Genomic DNA, 18,968 nt, shown 5'->3' with positions numbered 1-18,968 from the left:
TTAAAACCAGCATCTTCAAGTTGAATGGGTATAACTTCTTATAAAAAAATCAAATTTCTTAAATCCCCACTCCCAATCCTGCAATAAATATTTATAGGTCTGGCTTCCTGAGGAAAACTCAAGTTTGTAAAACAGTATTCCCCATCCTGTAGAAGAAGTTCGCTCGAGCAACGATCAACAATTAACGTAAATTGCAAACAGTCACTATCAGGAATAGTTAAACTGGTTTCGTGACTGAACATATTATTATAATTATCTTCACCTTCAACACCCACTTTTCGAATCGTAGTTATAACAATACTTTTTTCGTCACGTTCAATATTATATGTTAAACATCTATTACCTAACGGCGAAATAGAAATTGAACTTCCTCTATGCAAATACAAATTGCCATCTAATATCCCTGCATGATAATTCTGAGATATAACTAAGCAATCTCCCGCATGGAGTGTTTTGTCGTGAGAAGTAATGTTATCTCTTTCATTGAGCCATGGTTTAGGTAAAGAAGATAAAAGGCGCAAACCCGACTGAGTTCGTGATAGTTTTAAATCTCGAGGAACGCTCATTGCGCTTCGCCATGCCTGAGTTGGAACATCGTTAGCGTACAACCAATTGCTCATCCAAGCGATTGAGGTACGACGACCATCTGTCACATCAGACCAAGTTTGGGCGGCATAATAATCTCGGCCATAATCAAGCCAAAGAACCGTTTCTGCATCATGGTGGTTGGTAAAGCGTTCTCCATCAAATTGGCCGATGAAGTATTGCGTGCCTGAACCACCTGCGTGACTGCAACGTTGAACACCAACAATTAATACCCAATAACAAGTCTCGGAGCCTTCTAATTGAATTGGGAAAAGATCCGGACACTCCCAAGGCATCTCGTCATGTTTACCCTCTTTCAATCCAAAGTTAGACGTTTTCTCCCACTGCTTAAGATCTTTGGAACGATAAAAGCCTATCTCCTGCCCCTCTGTTACCACCATCACCCAGTGCTGGCTTTGCTCGTGCCAAATTACCTTCGGATCGCGGAAATCTTTTAAACCTGGATTAGGTAATATCGGATTGTCAGTGAGTTTATTCCAACTAAAACCACCATCTTTGCTGTAAGCGAGGCTCTGCATTTGTTCACTGTCTCTGCCGTCATCGTGGGCAATACACGCGGTGTAAAATGCCAGCACACCTGGCTGTGCTTCGCTGTCAAACAGGCCACTGGTATTACGCCAATCCACCACAGCACTGCCTGAAAAACACATGCCTTTTTCATCTGGAACCAACGCTGGAGGTAAGTGTTGCCAATTTCGCAGCTCAGCACTAACAGCATGTCCCCAATGCATCGGCCCCCACTTATTCGCATAGGGATAGAACTGATAAAATAAGTGGTACTCATTATTGATGTAAACCAAACCATTTGGGTCGTTCATCCAACCGAACGGTGGCGTAAAGTGCATTGTTGGACGAAAAATATCTTTTGCTAGTTGTTGCATGTTATTTATTTCCGGGATTTAACCTTTGCTATTTAAGTAAAATCGAATAACCATTCAAGTTATTCTTAAACTTATTTAAGGAATAAGTGCACGTTGAATTTATCTTTCAAGTAAATTCAACGTGCATCATAACGATCATCTTGAATATAAAATCGGGATGAAAAATATAATATGAATTATCTTTACGCCGCTATTTCAAAAGCCGCTTTTATTAGTTTCTGTGTATATTCCATTTTTGAATTTTCCAACACATCAATAGTTAAACCTTCTTCCACAACTTCACCATGTCTCATCACTAGCACTCGGTGACAAAGCGATTTTACCACTCGTAAGTCATGGCTAATGAATAGATAAGAGATGCCACGTTTTTCCTGGAGCTGCTTAAGTAATTGGACAATCTGGTTCTGAATGGTTAAATCCAGAGCCGATGTTGGTTCATCCAATAAAATCACTTTTGGATCAAGCACAAGAGCTCTTGCAATGGCAATCCTTTGACGCTGACCACCAGAGAATTCATGTGGGTAGCGGTTGAGAATATTAGCGGATAGCCCTGCATCCAATAGCGATTTTTCCAGTTTCAGCAAACGTTTACTCGGATCAGGATACAGGCCGTTGACGATCAGCCCCTCTTCCAATATCTGCTTCACCGAAAGACGAGGATTTAGCGATGAGAATGGGTCCTGGAATACAACTTGAAGCTCTTTGCGCAAAACGCGAAGTTGTTCGTTGGTAATGCTGTTCAGGCACTGCCCGTCATAATTGACGTTACCTTTGATGTAGCCAGAATTGAGCAGCTGGAACATCGCCATTGCGAGCGTCGTTTTGCCTGATCCACTCTCGCCAACAATGCCCAGTGTCTCACCACGTTTGAGCGACACGGAGATATCATCAACCGCGACCAGCTTTTTCTCTGGCTCACGACTAAACCAACCTTTCTTGCCTAATTTAAACTCCACTCGCATTTTTTCAGCATGCAAAATGACCGGAGAGGCCTGAGGCACCGGTGACGCAACGCCTTTTGGTTCAGAGTCGATCAGCATTTTTGTATAAGGGTGCTCGGCTTTGGTGAAGATATTCTCGGTTAATCCGTGCTCCACCACTTCACCACGCTTCATCACATAGATGTAGTCTGCAAACTGACGGACAATGGTTAAATCGTGGGTAATTAACAACACACTCATACCCGTTTTTTCTTGCAAGTTCTTAATCAGGCGTAAAATATTGGCCTGCACCGTCACATCCAGTGCAGTCGTAGGCTCATCAGCGATCAGTAAGTCTGGGTTATTGGTCAGTGCCATCGCGATCATGACTCGCTGACGCTGGCCACCAGAAAGCTGATGAGGATATTGATCAAAACGTTCTTCCGGATGAGGAAGTTGAACTGCTTCAAAAAGCTCAATGGTTCGCTTTTTCGCCTCAGCTTTGGATATTTTCTGGTGGACCAATATCGCTTCACTGACTTGTTCACCAAGCGTATAAAGCGGGTTTAGCGAAGTCATCGGTTCTTGAAAGATCATTGAGATCTTATTTCCACGTAGCTTCAACAACTGACGCTCGTTTGCTGCTGTGATATCGACATCACGATACGTTACCTTACTCTCTGCTCCGACTTGCGCATGTTTAGGTAATAACCCCATTAGCGAGCGGGCTGAGACCGATTTACCCGATCCACTCTCACCAACCAGCGCGACCATTTCACCCGCTTTAATGTTGTAACTCACGCCTTTCAGTGCTTCCACCAAACCATCTTCGGTTTTGAAGCTCACATTAAGGCCTGCCACTCTCGCAATTGTTTGTCTGTTAGCCGCTTGACTATCAGGTGTATTTCTATCTTGCATAATCTTTCCTCAACATCAGCGGTTAATTAGAGTACGGGTCAACGGCGTCACGCAGACCGTCACCAAGTGCGTTAAAACCTAATACAGCAACTAAGATGAAACCAACGGGATAAAGCAGCCACGGATAAGAACCGATGGTTTGGAATTGTCCGGCTGCATTAAGCAATGAACCCCAGCTAAACATGGGTGCTTTTACCCCTACAGCCAAAAAGCTGAAGAAACTTTCGGTCAGTACGATGGTTGGCAACATAATGGTCGCAAGAACAACTACGTTACTGGTGACGTTAGGCAAAATATGACGAAGTACAATACGCATATCTTTTGCACCCACTGATTTCGCTGCTCGAATGTAATCCAGGTTACGCATCGACAGGGCTTGCGCGCGAACCTGACGAGCAACAAATGCCCACTGCAGTGACGACAGGATAACGATGAGCATGATAAAGACACTCAGTGAATCGGCTGTTTTTGGTAACACCGCGATCAGCGCTAGATAGAGTGGCACCGCAGGGAATGCTAAAGCCAACTCTGCAATACGCTGTACAACGAAATCGAATCGGCCACCATAATAACCAGACAGAATACCGACAACTGTACCGACAGAGACCACAACGAACACAACCGTAATTGCAAAGATCAAGGTAATTCGGCTACCGAAGAAACAACGAGCAAGCAGATCTCGCCCTAAGTTGTCTGAACCAAGTAGAAAAAGTGGTGAGCCATCTTCTAACCCAACTAAATGAGTATTAAAGCTCATACCCAAAAATTCGTATTCCCAGCCCTGGTGAAAGAATTCTAAATGAATGCGACTGTCCTTATTTTCTGTGACGACAGGTAAGAAAGTAACAGGATCAAGATCAACGACTTTCTCGTACACAAAAGGACGTAAATGAAAATTACCTTCAGAATCGAAGAAATTAATATTCGCTGGCGCGTCATAAATATTTTCACTAAAGCGCACCGTTGGATCGTTAGACGAAAAAAACGGGGCGAAAATAGACGTCAGGCCAAGAAGAGTAAGCAGAACTAAACTCATCAATGCCATTTTATTTCGTTTGAAACGTATCCAAACTAAGCTCGAGTAACTTTGTGATTGTTTCATGAGTACTACCTACGATAAACGAATTCTTGGATCTAAGATGGCTAACAATAAATCGGAGATTAGGTTGCCGATAATGAGCAAAGCAGCGACCAGCAACATAATCGTGCCGATAACATACGTATCCTGCTCTGCCATTGCAGAAATGATCAGAGGACCAATGGTTGGTATTCCAAGAACCATCGCCGCTTCCATCTCGCCGGTAATCATGTAAGGCAATGCAACACCCTGATAAGAAATCAAACTATGTAAGGCATTCGGTACTGCATGTTTATAAATAACTTTGCTTTCACGTAGCCCTTTTGCACGAGCCGTTTCGATGTATTGCATTTTTAGAATATCGAGCAAGTTACCGCGCATCAGTCGAAGGTTGAATGCCATACCACCGAAGGCTGCAATAAAGATTACCGGCCAGATGTGAACCAAGGTATCGAAGAACTTATTCCAGGACATCGGTTCAAATAGATATTCGGGAGAGTTCATCGCGCCTATCGAACCAATGTCCCAGGCGAATATCATGAAATAAACGATAATGATGGCCATAACGAATCGAGGCACAGTCATCGCGATAAAGGACAATAACGTCGCCACTCTGTCCCCGATTCTATTTTGGTTAGTCGCAGCGAAAATCCCCGCAAACACCCCTAATAAAGTCGCTCCTATATGACACCCCAGCGCGATAAAAATCGTTCTTGGTAAACGTTCTCCAACAACGTCCATAACGGGTTTGTTGTAAGCAAACGAGTAGCCAAAATCAAAGTGGAAAACGATATTTTTTAACCAATTCGCGTACTGAGTCAGAACTGGTTCGTTTAAGCCATAACGCTCCCTGGCAGCATCCGCTAACTGCTGAGCCTGCTCCGGAGAAGCCCCGCCCATAGAAATCGCTTGGTTTTTAATTAAATCGCCGTAATCTCCATCTGGCAGTTGGATGATGACGAAAGTGATAGCACTAAGTACAAGCAGTAAACCGATAGTGCTAAGTATCCGTTTAGTAATAAATTCAATCATGTTACATCCCATATTCAGGCGGGAGATTGCTTCCCGCCTTATCCTTGTATTACTTCTTAGTATCAAGCTTGTACTCAGGAACAGTGTGTGGCTGCAGTTCTTTCAGCTGCTGATCTTGTGGTACCCAAAAACGTTCGCGCATGACGGCATCTTCGGCCCACTGGTATGCCGTGATTGGTGCGTTAGGCACGTTCTTAATACGCTTGTTAACGAGTAAAGCCCCTGGATAGGCGACCAAGCCGACGTGGTACACATTTTTGGTCATTTCATGGTTTAACTGACCAATAAGATCCGCTTGTTTCGCCGTGTCACGCTCAGCGAATATCTGATGAGCTAAGGTCACCATCTTTTCTTCAAACGGCTGAAGTACCTGCGGTTTATTTTCGGTACCTCGGTGCCATACCGGACCACTCTGCGCAATTGGCGCTAACCACTCCATACGTTGCATTGGAACGATTAATTCTTTGTCACTGCGATTTAAGCGCCAGTCAAAATCTGCCGCATCACGCGATGAGTCACCCTGAACGCTATCGAGTAACCTTGGGATCAGTTTGATACCAATGTCAGACATCATAGAAACCAGGTTTTCATTGAAGACTCCGTCCGCAGTACCGTTGCCGCTGTTTAGTACAATTTCAACGTCATCGCCGCTATTCACCTCTTTAGGGAAGTTCACAACACCATTGCCGTCAGTATCAACCAGCCCTAACTCTGCTAAATACTGTTTAGACAAGCTTGGGTTGTATGGAAAATAAACGACGTCATCTGCTCGATAAAAGGCCGTTTCCGGATGCAAACCACCGGCATATTCAGCCGTAAACGGACCTTTAACCAAGGCTTGTCCTAAGCTTTTTCTGTCTATGGCATGAGAAATCGCTTTACGGAATTTGAGGTCTCGATTCAATTGTCGAATCGCCGCTTCTCGGTCATCGCTGACAGATAATGTCGGGTTCATGTTCATCTGAATCTGGAACGCCAGGTTACGTGGCCCAAACATGGCTCGAGTTGGTGAATTAGGCGAAGCGAGTTTGCGTAACGTTTCAATATATATTGGCGGGTTTTCCATATTGGAAAAATCCGCACTGCCTGACATGGTCTCTAATGTTCGCGATTCCCACGTAGAAAGCTTGTAACGCATTTCGTCGATATAAGGCAGTTGGTTACCCGCTTCGTCCACTTTCCAGTAGTAAGGGTTACGGCGCAGCACAATAATCTGATCTTCTTTGTAGCTGACTGGTACCCATGGTCCCATCGTGACCGTAGGTACTGCATTGGCAGGTAACGCGTTGCTAAAATCCTCAAACGTGACGTTATCGTTATACTTAGGATGAAGTGGTTTTAGAATATGTGCCGGCCCCGGACAGAATGTCATAAAGGCCATGTTATAAAGTGCCTGATTCTGAAATGCTTTCTCGAAGTGCCAGCGAATGGTGTATTCGTCAACGATTTCCAGAGTAGCCCCTTCACCCAATGCGTTTTGCGAAGAGAACGACGGAATTCTTGGTTCTAAAACGGTATTTTCCCAGTAGAAGCGTACGTCTTCGGAGGTAAATGGTTCTCCGTCTGACCATTTAGCTCCTTTAATCAGATGCATGGTTAACGCCATGCCGTCATCAGACCACTCCCAACTCTGAGCCAGATTCGGCAGAACTTCTAGCTCATCAGGTTTAATCTGATACATCGGACCAGTGCGTGTTAAACATTGCTGCACGGTATAATTGATACCGCCCCACCCTTGAGAGTGTGCAGCAGACCAGTTCCAGCCCTGTGGTCGGCCACCGATAACATGGCGAAGAACGCCGCCGTAAACGCCGACGCCGTCAGGCATAGACGCCGTTTTTAATACCATTGGAACATCAGGCAAACGTTGCTCAACTGGCGGCAATTTACCGGTTTTTACGTAATTATCGGTGAGCCATTGAGGCTCTGAATAGTGGTCAAGTTTTTTGAACTCAACCATTTGCTCAGGAGAAAAATATTCAATAGATAAGCGATTTGGTATTTCCGAAGCCTTCGGAATTTTCGTCGCTCCTGCTGGCAGCGTTTCCGATAATGCAGGAAAGCATATGCATACAATTGAGAGTCCAAATAGATGCTTCTTATAATTCATTATGCACGGTCCTTTAATATATGGATGGTAGAGTACGTGTTATTTCTTTTTGTTTATTCAAATTATCCGACTCTTTAATTATCATCAAATCCAGTTCTGACCTCACATCACCAATTCTTACTTTTCCAGAGTAAATGGATTAATTCCTTACACAATCAAATAAAACCACGAAATAACCGACACTATCCATGGTATAGACTCAAACAATCGTACACTCCAATACCTATAAACCGTGTTTACTTCACCTTTTCATTCTTACTTTTTGTCATTAAAATCCATAAAAACATTATGTAGATCACAGTATTATTTATCTGGAATAGTCAGGTTTTTTATGTAGAAAAATGCCCCTCCTTGGCTCCCGTACAAGATTTGTATTAGTTATTAACAAAATAATAGACCGACGATGAGTATTTAATACTTATACATTCATATTTGTTCATGGATAACACCTGAATCGTGCAATGTTCGTGTGCGATTTTGACCTACAGGGCTTTTAGTCTATTAATATGATGAATAAATTAAGGGGGGGGCTCAGGAAGAGAAGAAAAGGAGCGTATTAGTTGATGCAGAATATTAACGCGTAGGTAAACAGTGTAAGTATTGACAATTATTAAGCAGAGGAAGGCGTTGTATAAGTTATAAGGTACTTGAACACAGTTAAACCACCAGAGAAAAGATGGATAAGCCATAGCTAATACCCATGCTGGTATTAACTATGGCTTAGGTGATGTCACACCCAATCAGATTTAAAACGCATAAAACAGACGAACTCGAGCACCAAAATCATCATATTCTTTAAAATATTCATCAGATTGTGATTGAGTTAGCTTATTCGAAATGCAGGTATAGTACGAACCTAACAGGATTGAGAAATCCTTAACGTCTAATACATCTCTCAAAGCATATGATGCGTAAATGGTTGATACTTCAACATTGCCATCCACCCATCCTGAAAGCTCTTTGTTGTCGTATTCGTTGTCTGCATACACATAGCCAATACCGACATTGTTCCAGAGCGCGTTGACGCCAGTACTAAAGTTGGTCTCATCAACTGCGTCCAGATAAGCAACATTGACGTTAACTGACCAACCATCGTTAGACCAGTTACCAGTGACGCCATAGCCAGTACGGTCGGAGATATCGACACCATTGGCCACAACTGCATTAGAAACTAAATTTGTTTCCATCGCTGCGGCAATGCGGAATTGACCTAAATCGTAAGCGATAAGAGGACGAACTAAAAATGAGTCTTTGCTTTTATCGATTTCATTTCCATGATAGGTGCCATCAACACCATCCCTAAACAGGTTGGAGCGGTCGCCCATCATCGAACCCAGTTCAACATATAGGTTGCCAAACGTCTGGTGATACATCAATTGACCATCAGACCCACGACCACGCGCTTCTTTCAGTTGGTAAGTGTATGCCCAGCCATCGGTGTAAAGATCATTAGAGGTATCGCCCGAATATTCGAGGAATACATCCAAACCCACAGGGAACATATCTGTTCCCTCAAAACGACCTGCTTTTATTGCCCAGCCATCCTTTTTACCAAACTCAAAGTAAGCATCATCCAATACAACCTTACCAGTGCTTTCAAATAGTGGCTGTGCCTTAACACCGACAAAGTAATCTTTATCTGTGTATTTTTCGCCTGCAAATTCAATCAGCACACGACCGTCCTGGTTAAACTCTTGGTCATCTGACGCATTCGACTCGCGATCGCGGTAGTTAAAGTTTAATTCAACATTACCAGCAATAGAAAAGTTACCTAGTTCATTATCAATGATCTTAACACCAGCATTTGCTGATAGTGCAAATGATACACAGACGGCGCCCAGAGATAGTTTAAATGTTCTGTTCATAATTTTACCTATATTTGTTTTTATTAAATCGTGGAATTTAAACAATATAAATCCCGCCCTTTCGTAAAAAGACAATATTTCCGTTACTGAATTAAATTCTGTTACTTTTATTATCTTATTTTAAATTAAATAACTTAGTGATTTTTTATCCAACAAGTTAATTAATAATAAATAAGAAGCAGTGTTAATATAGTGATAATTCACTATTCATTAGTTTAGGTAAGGTACTCGCTCGATTATAAAATTGTTATCCTTTCCCTCAATATTATTTAATCAGAGGGAAATTTACGGTTTATTTACTTAGTTGCTAAGCAATATTGGTCGTTTAAAGCCATATCTCTCCATCGCCGTTTCAATTTTGTTTTTATCAAAACCGTCATGAAGACGATAGAATTTTCGGTAAACAACGATACTGGCTATCATTAATAATGCCGGAAGCCCAATCATCATAAATTCCAAGCCTGCAATGGTTTCGCTACTTTGAACTGCATTGGGGATATACCCAACGAATGACAGGCCAACACCGACAACGAATCCGCCCGCTGCGCCTGCAAACTTAACCAACATAGTTTGTACCGAGAAAATGACGCTCTCGCTTCGGTGACCTGTCTTATATTCCCCATAATCGACAACATCAGCTAACATTACGGTCTGAAGTGCATTTACAATGCCCACACCATATGATTTCGCGGCAGCTCCTATGGCTATCAGAAATACGCTACCAGGAACAAAAGCACGCATTACATACAATAGAACGCAAGATAAGACCGCAAGACCACATGCAATTAGCCATAAGTTTTTACGAGGGAATAACTTTGCTATATAAGGAAAAGTAATAACACCGATGAATTCAGCAATCCCTGACACCATCATATAGGTAGAAAACAATTCAGCCTTATTCAAAGCATAAGTGAAGTAGTAGATTGCAAAGCCTCCAAATATCATATTGGCAATCTGGAACGTCAGTACAGAACTGATTAATACTTTGAGTTGGTCATTAGACTTTAAAATATTAGCCACATCTTTTAAGTTAAATCTTTCCGTTGTTTTATCAACAGTCACACTCTCTTTAACATTTCTTGCGACTAAGAATGCGCTCATAATAAACAGTACGGCTATTAGCATTGCGAGATTGGAAAAACCTTCCCCCTGATCGCCGTTACCTAACTTGCCAATGATAGTCAGACCGTAAGTACCAGTTAGAAACCAAGCAAGACTGGCAAACATACGCGGCCAAATGACTAATTTCTCTCTTTCCTCTCGGGAGCTGGATAATGCTGGTATCATCGACCAATACGGAATATCCATGATTGTGTAAGTTAAGCCCCACAAAATATAAGCCGCTGCGGCATAGATATAAAGAGGAGTGCCCTCAAACGTGTGAGTGCGGAATAAAGCGATCAGAACGACGGCATTCAAAAGTGTTCCAATGACAATCCAAGGACGGAACTTACCAAATCTTGAGCGGGTGTTGTCTACTATCATCCCATCATGGGATCTGTCACAGCGTCGATAATTCTCGCAGCTAAAAAGATAGTGCCGATAAAGCCTGCCGAGAGACCGGCTACATCGGTAAAGTAAAACATTAAAAAAATATAAATAGGTGCACAGGCGAAATCTTTACCTAATGCAGCAAGTCCGTAGGATGCTTTGGTTTTTATCGTTATTTGATTAGACATGTTACTACCCTGTTCTTTGTCTTCGGCATAATTGGCTACCAACGACATTTCATTGATAGCCAAAGCCGTTTTATTTATCCGAGATACCGAATCAATTTATCTTCTCGACTTTAATTAACATCGCAGTTTCTGGATCGAGTAGCGGCATGCTTAAACCAACCTCTTTGCACCACTCACCACTGAGTTCGCAACCAGCTTCAGTCCAAGGCGGCTGGAATACGACAATGTCGTTGTAATTTGCCGGCGCGTCCAAAACATAAATACGGTAAGTTGCTGAATCATCCAAGCCTAATATTCTCAGGTTGCCACTTAGTGAATGTGTTGGCATATCCAATTGAGCAACCATCACAACCGCTTCGGATTGATCTTCCGATACGACTGACATTATCTGATGCGATCTATCATCGGTCGGGGTACGCCACATTTTCCCAGTATGTAACAGATCACGTAACTGCTTGTGTAGCGCGACATAACGAGCAAAGTTCGCTTTTTCATCACTATCTTCTTTCACCGGATCAAGCTCTATTCCCATATGGCCAAACAGTGCCGTCAATCCACGGAACTCAATACTATGACGGCGGCGAGTACAATGACATTTATCAGATCCAATATGGCTGCCCATCACTTCTGGCGGGAAGAAGTAACTCATACCACGCTGGATCCCTTGCCTTTCTAACGCATCGTTATTATCCGAGGGCCAGAAACGGTCAGTGCGTTTCAAAATTTCGTAGTCAATACGGCCACCGCCACCCGCGCAGGACTCAATACTGACGTGAGGGAATTTGGCTCTTACCTTATCGACCAACTGGTAGTAACGCTCTGTCTGCTTGCGGCCAGATGCCACGCCATCATGCGCAGGCTGAACGATTTCTCGGTTCATATCCCACTTGATGTAGCGAATATTGTAGGTGCTTAAGAAATGATCCAATCGTTCGTATAAGAAGTTGAACGCATCATCGTTTTGCAAATCAATAACATGTTGATGTCTGCCTGTCGGTTGTTCATAACCATCGACAGCTAGCAGCCAATCCGGATGTTCGCGGTATAAACCTGAGTCTTTATTGATCATTTCTGGCTCAAACCACAAACCAAATTCCATGCCTAATGCATTAACGTGATCGACAACTGGCTCAAGGCCATTTGGGTATTTGCGCTCATCCAAGAACCAATCCCCTAATGCCGCTGTGTCATCATCGCGACCTCTGAACCATCCGTCATCAATGATAAAACGCTCCACTCCCATTTCTGCTGCTTGCGAGGCCATTTCCATGATGTATTCAGGATCGTGGTCGAAATAGATCCCTTCCCATGTATTCAAATGCACCGGACGTAACTTCTTCTGAAAGTCTTCCGCGATGATCGAGTGTCTTACATGCGAATGGAATTGATGACTCATCTCATTGAGTCCGTTCTCACTGTAACTTGCATACAACCATGGCGTAGCAATGCTTTCCCCTTTTTCCAGCGCGACTTCTCCAGGAAAATAGATCACTTCAGCTTGCATCATACGACGACCATCCGTTTTTACATCGGCACGTAATCGATGGTTACCGCTCCAAGCAAAGTGGAATCCCCAAACATCGCCGTGGGTCTCACTGAAGTTAGACGTACCAGCCACCATTGCCGGATAGTGTTCATGGGAAGTCCTACCGCGTCTGTTCTCTTGCTGATAGCCGTTATGAAGAAGCGGCTGACGTTGTGTTTGGAATTCTCTTGCCCAACGGCCGTGGAACGTCATCAATTCATTGACTCTTACAGGTAATGGCATTGAGTTCGCAAAGCGGTTGACGAAATATTGACCGGACTTGAGGTTAGTTAAGGTGTGACGTGTTTTAACTACATCAAATTCATCTAAACAAATCTCTGTTAACAGTTGTAGCCCAGCCTGCTCATCTTCACTTGAAATACTGATTTGAGTATTACTTTGTTGAATATCTTTTAGGAAGAATACTGGCGCCCAGTCCTGCCCATCACGATGCCCTTCCAGCCCCGGGCTGCTGAATACACCACGACCAAGTTCAGGTAACGTTGTCATGGCTACGTCTTTATCTAAGCGTCCATGTGGAACCGGACGATGCAAAGCGGAGCGAAAGTTTTCTAGGCTGCCACTTAGCTTTTTACCCCAGTGTAGAATTTCTGCAAAGTCGCCTACCTCGATAATCAGTTGGGACTCTGTTCCGCTTAACTCAATTAGTTTTTTCTCTTTCATTACACCTTACTCGACATGTGGCAAACGATTAACTTGCAGTCAAATTAAACGACTCTTCTTTTGTCATCAAATCGAAATAAACACCCACGTCACCAAACCTTACTTTTTAAGATTCTTTAGATGAAAAGCAAAACCAAATTACATATTCCACACTAAGCATAAAACCTTACTCCCCCTTACAAACAAGCTCACAAAGCAAATATGGATCACATTTCAAACAAACACCATCTGATAGGCTTATCCAGAAAACTTACTTTATGGCACCTAATCAAACGCTATTTGGACAATTTAACATGCTTAACCTAGAAGTATTTCAGTCTGAAAACGTCAACTATTTAGTCAATGATTTGCGCTCAGCACCTTTACTTGATGTCGACACCGAGTTGAGTTTTGAGCAGCGCAAACCTTTTTGTATGGCTGACTATCATTGGCACCAGCAAGTAGAAATCAATGTATTGCATGAAGGGACGCTTGAATACGCAATCAACAATGCTAACGTCCAAATCTCTTCTGGAGAGATGGCTGTGTTTTGGGCGGTGACGCCTCATAGAGTAAGTATGGTCAGTGACGATGCTATACTTGGGATCATTAATATACCATTGAGTGCTTTTCTTGGTTGGGTGTTACCCCAAGAGTTTGTACAACAAGTGATGCATGGTGGGGTTATCACGTCTCAGACTGATGGGGTTATCAGCCTTTCAGAAAGTAATCGTTGGCTTAACTGCTATCACAGCGAAAATAGCGTGAGGAATGGGATAGTCAGTGACGAAGTTTGTTTAATGTTACGCCGCCTCTGCTCGTTCGACTATAATGTGGAAATGTTCAGCTTCCTGCGCAATGGGTCTACTCGTCACCCAAGTGATACAAGCTATAAAAACGTGCAGCTCATGCTTGATTACATTGCTAAGAATCACAATAAAGACATTAAAGTCGATGACATTGCTGCCCATGTAAAACTGCATCCAAAATATGCCATGGGGTTATTTAAGAATATGCTGAGTGTCTCAATAAAGCAATATTTGATTATTATGCGTATAAACCATGCAAAAGTGTTACTGAGCAATACTCGAAAACCAATAAAAAATATTGCCAATGACAGTGGCTTTAAACACCCGGGGTCCTTTTTTTCAGCTTTTAAAAACCATGTAGGTATTACACCTCAGAAATTCCGAGACCAAACAATATAGGAAGTAACAGCTTAAATTTCCCAAAAATAGTAGGAATTTACTTACCAGCTAATCAACATGGTCTTTTTACTACTTCCATTTGATGGTTTTACGAAATTTTAGGCATGAACTACAGCATTCAGACTGTAGTTCATAAGTTCATAAGTTCATAAGTTCATGGAATCCTATTTTTCTTGAACCATCAGGGGAAATCGATTAAACCTAAAAATATCATGGGATGATAATTACTTAATTCTCTTACATTTCCTCTGTTCAAGGTATTTAATAACCAATATTGGGAATGCAAAAACAAATGTTATCACATTAGCAAAGACAACAACACTATTGTTAATTATTACCCCATAAACAAACCACAAGAACACACCTAATACAAACATAATATACATTGTAATAGAGATACTTCGTGTATCCCTAGTTCTAATGACCACTACTGCCTGAGGTAAGAATGATAGTGTCGTTAAACACGCTGCTAAATAACCAATAATGCTATAGTACTCCATAATTAATCCTTTTAATACGAATGCTATTTTTATTAATTTTCTTGAGAGTTAATAGTATTTATTACCTATTCGTAACATGGCTTATGCACATATTACATACCTTAACTAATTTAATATTATTTTATAAAAACAGACTGGACAGTACTAACACTGACCAGCCTATAATCAGTTTTTCCTATGGTCTATCTTATGACCGTAACCACGCTGGTAGCCAGTCTCCATGGTTTTCTACTAAGTTATCCACTAATGCATAGATTTCATCTATGCTCAACACTGCTGCTGTATGAGGGTCTAACATAACTGCATGATATACACGTTCCTTGTTTTCAGTTAACACAGCCTCAGTAAGTAAAGTCTGAACATTGATATTCGTTTGCATAAGTGCAGCTAGGTGCGAAGGTATTTGCCCTACTTTAGTTGGATGAATACCATTGTTGTCAACTAGACATGCCACCTCAACACAACATCCTTGTGGTAAATTATCAATTAACCCATCATTTCGAACATTACCATAGATTACACTAGGTTCTCCTGTCCATAGAGAGTGAATAATCGTACTAGCATACTCGTTAGACTGTTCAACATCGATTCGGTCAACAGATTTATACTCTTTTAACTCTTGGTTCCAACTACTTAATTGTTCAATGCAACGCTTAGGGTATTCATCAATTGGAACTTTATAGCGCTCAATAAGATCAGGGCGATTGGCTTTAAGAAAGTAAGGAGTATATTCCGCAAAGTGTTCTGAAGATTCAGTAACGAAATAACCTAACTTCTTAAACATTTCGTAGCGTACAATGTTCTCGCAGCGTGAGTTACCATGTATATTTGATTTTGGTGCGCGACCTTCTTCATATGCATTTAGTAGTTCTGGATAGATATTTACATAGTTTCCGTTGCTATCTTTACGCTCAAGCTCCAAATAGAAAGCCATATGATTTATACCAGCACAACGATATCGTAGGTCCTGATATTCAATATCCAGATCTCTTGCCAATTCTTCAGCAGTACCCTGAACTGAGTGGCAAAGCCCAATCTGTTTGATGTGCGGATATTTGGCATATATTGCCCAAGTATTCATAGCCATAGGGTTGACATAGTTGAGCATCGTGGCTTTAGGACACACTTCCGTCATATCATCACAAATTGACCATAAGTGGGGAATGCTGCGTAACGCTCGCATAATACCTCCAGGGCCAAGTGTATCGGCAATAGTCTGCTCTATCCCATGTTTTTTACATACTTCAAAGTCAGTAACTGTACATGGTTCATACCCTCCGATCTGAAATGCTACTACAACAAAGTCAGCATCCACCAAAGCTTCTCTCTGATTGGTATGGCAAGTAATTGTGCCGGTTGCTCCGGCAGAGTCCATTAGCTTTTGCACAACAACTTGAGACTCTTCTAGACGAAACTCATCAATATCCATCAAAGCAATATGTGATTGTTTTAATGCTGGGCGATGGAAAACATCTCCTAGAATGTGCTTAACAAAAACAGTAGATCCTGCACCGATAAAAGTAATTTTTGGGTATTTCACTTTTCACTCCTTAAAGATTCAATGATTGGTTACGAACTTAAATTTGTCATAAAAAGTCAGAGAATTCGTGCGGATAAATGAACGATGATTCCCAGATCCTCAGATTACCTCTTTGACTTTGATGAAATATTAGAAATTGGGAAAAATTTAAGTAGGAATGGGAAATGATTCTATTTACTAGGAAATTGTTTTTAGGAAACATATTGAAAGTAGAGTCAAATTTTTCCCTAAATCGTGGTAGTATAATGTTCATTACCTAAGCTAAATTAATTACTTTGATCATCATGACTAATTCGTCTATAACCGTAAACGATGACATTACATCTAGTAAAGAGCATGCTAATACAAGTCCACTTTCACTTTACTCCGAGTATCAACGCTTAGGTGTAGAGTTAAGAACACCTGTAAAAATGAACATGAGTCATTGGCATGGGCAAGTCGAAATAAATGTACCTTTTGATGACAGCGTGGAATACCTTATTAATGGTGAGCTAGTAAAGCTTAAACCTGGACACATAACGATGTTCTGGGCTTGTGTACCACATAGGCTTACCAACCCAAGGAATTGCTGCAATATGGCGATATTTACTCTTCCAATGCATCTCTTCCTTTCTTGGCCAATTAACCACGAGCTAGTTAACTACATTACTCACGGACGAGTTGTGCAATCTAATCGCTCTCAGCAGATATGTGAGTTTGAAATTCTCCGTTGGCAGGATGAACTAGGACAAAGAAACGAGCAAATAAGGCAAATAGCCATTGATGAAATTGGACTTATGATTAAACGCTTTGGTTTATCAGGCTGGACACCTTTGCTAACAAAACAAACATCAAAAACTCTGCCCAACGGAGTGTCAAAGCATGCTCAATTCTATGTTAGTCAAATGTTAGAGTATATCGCTAAGCATCATAGCCAACCTTTGTCCATTCAAGATATATCAAATCACGTTGAATTAAACCAAAATTACGCGATGGGTATTTTTCAGCGAGTAATGCAACTTACAATCAAACAATATATTACAGCTATGAGAATCAATCATACGCGAGTACTTTTGAGCGAAAGCGACAAGTCGATATTAGATATAGCTCTTACGGCAGGTTTTAGTTCCAGTAGCAGATTTTATGATTGCTTTAAAAAATATGTAGGTTTAACACCACGTAAGTACCGCATACTATGTCAAGGTAAGAATGATAACATTTCCACACCTAACAAAGATTTTTAAATATATCAATATATTAACAAAAGTTTGATTGTTTCTTGTGTTTTTAAGCTATCACTAGTACTGATAATTATATGTTGTGTTTACAACTATCAAAGATCGGTTTAATAACACGTGTTCCGATCCCGCCAGACCGGACAACAAGTTAAGCCACTTCTTTTAACTCGAATTGCTCTGGGCTCAGATAACCAAGAGTGCTGTGTTTTCTAACCCGTTTCTAATCCACTTTGATATATTCAAAAACGTTTTTCGCATTTGCTCCCGTGTCATTAACGGATTATATTGAATAGCTTCAATCTTTAGAGAGTGGAAAAAGCTTTCAGCACAGTATCTCAGCGATCACCTTTTTTACTGATACTCTGCTGCAATCTAATCAGCTCAATCAGACTGTGATAGTCATACGAACAATATTGGCTTCCTCGATCGCTATGCACGACAACGCCTTCAGGGAAGCCTCTACGAAACAACGCCATAGATATAGCATCGCATACTAAATCGTCATTCGCTCACTCATAGACCAACCAACAACCTGTCGGGAGTAGAACGCTATGATAACAGCAAGGTAGAGCGAGCCTTCACTTGTCACTACAGAGGTGATATCTCTCACCCACTTTTCATTTGGCTTCGTCGCATCAAATTTTTACTCGAGCAAATTCGGAGCAACAGTCACCTTATGACTACAATTTGTTGTCCCCTTACATTTGCAAGCCGCCTTTGCAACAAGCCCTCGACATTTCTGCTATTTAGGATGGTTTTAATATCCTCGCTATCTCCATGTTCTTCTGCAATTTTTTGATACGCCTGCACCATCACGTTCTTTGCTCTCATTGAAAGCATCTTTTATCGCTTGGTCGAGCTGCTTTCGACGGTGGTTACGCTGACTCTCTTTATGCATGTTTATAATCCAGTGATAAAACCCACTTCTTGAAACACGTAAAACACTAGCCATTCTGGTTATCGAGAACTGGATCAAATGCTCCAGCATAAACTCATAGATGACCACTTTCGATTTTTCACGAAGTAGGTTGCCTTTTTTACTATTTCTAGCTCTTCGGCTTCCTCTGCGAGTTGTCTTTTCTACTTAGCGATCTCAGCAGCCATTTCCGATTCATGGTCGCTATTGTCGGATGTCATGTTGACCTTCCTGCACCATGTATAGATTTGGGACAGGGAGAGATTTAGTTGCTTTGAATTCTGACGTATGAACGGTACGCTTTTTATTG

General features: G+C 41.6%; 11 protein-coding genes and 2 pseudogenes. 2 read left to right on the top strand and 11 right to left on the bottom strand.

Annotated features, from left to right (window positions below):
* Positions 1–38: 38 nt before the first annotated feature.
* The 8 genes and pseudogenes from B853_RS21505 to B853_RS21470 all read right to left on the bottom strand — a co-directional run bounded on the left by B853_RS21505 (position 39) and on the right by B853_RS21470 (position 13,298).
* Positions 39–1,487, bottom strand: a complete 1,449-nt coding sequence (locus B853_RS21505) for a glycoside hydrolase family 32 protein (RefSeq protein ID WP_050568951.1) — start codon at positions 1,485–1,487, stop codon at positions 39–41.
* A gap of 182 nt (positions 1,488–1,669) precedes the next feature.
* Positions 1,670–3,325 carry an ABC transporter ATP-binding protein gene (locus B853_RS21500; RefSeq protein ID WP_038884519.1) on the bottom strand — a complete coding sequence of 552 codons (1,656 nt, stop codon included), beginning with the start codon at positions 3,323–3,325 and terminating at the stop codon, positions 1,670–1,672.
* 22 nt (positions 3,326–3,347) lie between these two features.
* On the bottom strand, positions 3,348–4,427 hold the full coding sequence (locus tag B853_RS21495; protein ID WP_038884520.1) for an ABC transporter permease: 1,080 nt from the start codon (positions 4,425–4,427) through the stop codon (positions 3,348–3,350).
* 9 nt (positions 4,428–4,436) lie between these two features.
* Positions 4,437–5,435: an ABC transporter permease gene (locus B853_RS21490; RefSeq protein ID WP_038884521.1), complete on the bottom strand. Its 999-nt coding sequence runs from the start codon at positions 5,433–5,435 to the stop codon at positions 4,437–4,439.
* A gap of 49 nt (positions 5,436–5,484) precedes the next feature.
* Positions 5,485–7,545 carry an ABC transporter substrate-binding protein gene (locus B853_RS21485; protein WP_038884522.1) on the bottom strand — a complete coding sequence of 687 codons (2,061 nt, stop codon included), beginning with the start codon at positions 7,543–7,545 and terminating at the stop codon, positions 5,485–5,487.
* 746 nt (positions 7,546–8,291) lie between these two features.
* Positions 8,292–9,410: a carbohydrate porin gene (locus B853_RS21480; RefSeq protein ID WP_038885262.1), complete on the bottom strand. Its 1,119-nt coding sequence runs from the start codon at positions 9,408–9,410 to the stop codon at positions 8,292–8,294.
* A gap of 300 nt (positions 9,411–9,710) precedes the next feature.
* Positions 9,711–11,089 (bottom strand): annotated as a pseudogene (gene melB / locus B853_RS21475) (melibiose:sodium transporter MelB).
* Between the two features lie 91 nt (positions 11,090–11,180).
* Positions 11,181–13,298 (bottom strand): alpha-galactosidase, encoded by a 2,118-nt coding sequence (locus tag B853_RS21470; protein WP_038884810.1) that lies wholly within the window; start codon positions 13,296–13,298, stop codon positions 11,181–11,183.
* A gap of 257 nt (positions 13,299–13,555) precedes the next feature.
* Here B853_RS21470 and melR (B853_RS21465) point away from each other — a divergent pair, with 257 nt between their 5' ends.
* Complete coding sequence (gene melR, locus B853_RS21465) at positions 13,556–14,485, top strand: transcriptional regulator MelR (protein ID WP_081641183.1); 930 nt, start codon at positions 13,556–13,558, stop codon at positions 14,483–14,485.
* 224 nt (positions 14,486–14,709) lie between these two features.
* Here melR (B853_RS21465) and B853_RS26940 read toward each other — a convergent pair whose 3' ends face one another.
* On the bottom strand, positions 14,710–14,985 hold the full coding sequence (locus B853_RS26940; RefSeq protein ID WP_038884808.1) for a SemiSWEET transporter: 276 nt from the start codon (positions 14,983–14,985) through the stop codon (positions 14,710–14,712).
* 187 nt (positions 14,986–15,172) lie between these two features.
* On the bottom strand, positions 15,173–16,525 hold the full coding sequence (melA, locus tag B853_RS21455; RefSeq protein ID WP_038887594.1) for an alpha-glucosidase/alpha-galactosidase: 1,353 nt from the start codon (positions 16,523–16,525) through the stop codon (positions 15,173–15,175).
* Positions 16,526–16,809: 284 nt separating this feature from the next.
* Between melA and melR (B853_RS21450) the strand changes: the two genes are divergently transcribed.
* Positions 16,810–17,748, top strand: coding sequence for a transcriptional regulator MelR (melR, locus tag B853_RS21450; RefSeq protein WP_038887596.1), 939 nt, complete (start codon positions 16,810–16,812; stop codon positions 17,746–17,748).
* A gap of 142 nt (positions 17,749–17,890) precedes the next feature.
* Here the strand turns inward: melR (B853_RS21450) and B853_RS26610 are convergent.
* A pseudogene (locus B853_RS26610) lies at positions 17,891–18,936 on the bottom strand (IS3 family transposase); the annotation flags it as partial.
* Positions 18,937–18,968 lie beyond the last annotated feature (32 nt).

This window comes from Vibrio rotiferianus CAIM 577 = LMG 21460, assembly GCF_002741985.1.
GTDB lineage: Bacteria > Pseudomonadota > Gammaproteobacteria > Enterobacterales > Vibrionaceae > Vibrio > Vibrio rotiferianus.
This window is presented reverse-complemented; position numbering and strand designations above follow the sequence as displayed.

What these genes read in the sequence shown, in the direction of transcription:
- B853_RS21505 (WP_050568951.1), bottom strand. Translation starts at nt 1,487, where the DNA reads ATGCAACAACTAGCAAAAGATATTTTTCGTCCAACAATGCACTTTACG.
- B853_RS21500 (WP_038884519.1), bottom strand. Translation starts at nt 3,325, where the DNA reads ATGCAAGATAGAAATACACCTGATAGTCAAGCGGCTAACAGACAAACA.
- B853_RS21495 (WP_038884520.1), bottom strand. Translation starts at nt 4,427, where the DNA reads ATGAAACAATCACAAAGTTACTCGAGCTTAGTTTGGATACGTTTCAAA.
- B853_RS21490 (WP_038884521.1), bottom strand. Translation starts at nt 5,435, where the DNA reads ATGATTGAATTTATTACTAAACGGATACTTAGCACTATCGGTTTACTG.
- B853_RS21485 (WP_038884522.1), bottom strand. Translation starts at nt 7,545, where the DNA reads ATGAATTATAAGAAGCATCTATTTGGACTCTCAATTGTATGCATATGC.
- B853_RS21480 (WP_038885262.1), bottom strand. Translation starts at nt 9,410, where the DNA reads ATGAACAGAACATTTAAACTATCTCTGGGCGCCGTCTGTGTATCATTT.
- B853_RS21470 (WP_038884810.1), bottom strand. Translation starts at nt 13,298, where the DNA reads ATGAAAGAGAAAAAACTAATTGAGTTAAGCGGAACAGAGTCCCAACTG.
- melR (WP_081641183.1), top strand. Translation starts at nt 13,556, where the DNA reads ATGGCACCTAATCAAACGCTATTTGGACAATTTAACATGCTTAACCTA.
- B853_RS26940 (WP_038884808.1), bottom strand. Translation starts at nt 14,985, where the DNA reads ATGGAGTACTATAGCATTATTGGTTATTTAGCAGCGTGTTTAACGACA.
- melR (WP_038887596.1), top strand. Translation starts at nt 16,810, where the DNA reads ATGACTAATTCGTCTATAACCGTAAACGATGACATTACATCTAGTAAA.